General features: G+C 59.7%; 1 protein-coding gene. It reads right to left on the bottom strand.

Annotated features, from left to right (window positions below):
• On the bottom strand, window positions 1-536 hold a 536-nt coding region (locus tag P0D70_RS36790; RefSeq protein WP_408188131.1), incomplete at both ends, for a sugar phosphate nucleotidyltransferase.

Raw genomic sequence — 536 nt, 5'->3', positions numbered from 1 at the left:
GGTTTGGCGAGAGCCTGCAATTGTTCGCCGTCGATCCATTGCCGCCGGTACGCAATCTCTTCGGGACACGCGACCACCAGTCCCTGACGCTTCTGCAGCGTGGCGATGAAGGTCGCCGCTTCGATTAACGAGTCGTGCGTGCCCGTATCGAGCCAGGCGTAACCGCGGCCCATGATCTCGACATTGAGCGCTGCGTTGGCGAGATAACGCGAGTTGACGTCGGTGATTTCAAGCTCGCCACGCGGCGACGGCTTGATATCCGCGGCAATGTCGCACACCTGCTTGTCGTAGAAATAGAGACCCGTGACCGCGTAATTCGAGCGCGGCTTTGCGGGCTTCTCCTCGATCGAAAGCGCACGGAACTCGCGGTCGAACTCGACCACGCCATACCGTTCCGGGTCGTGCACGTGGTACGCAAAGACAGTGGCGCCTTCGGTTTTGTCGTTGGCGTTTTCCAGCTGCTTCGCCAGATCGTGCCCGTAGAAAATGTTGTCGCCGAGAATCAGCGCCGACGGATCATTACCCACGAACTCCCT

The sequence above is a fragment of the Paraburkholderia sp. RL17-381-BIF-C genome (assembly GCF_046026435.1).
In the GTDB taxonomy this organism is placed as follows: Bacteria; Pseudomonadota; Gammaproteobacteria; order Burkholderiales; family Burkholderiaceae; genus Paraburkholderia.
The sequence above is the reverse complement of the archived record's forward strand: the minus strand, read 5'-3'. Positions and strand labels throughout refer to the sequence as shown.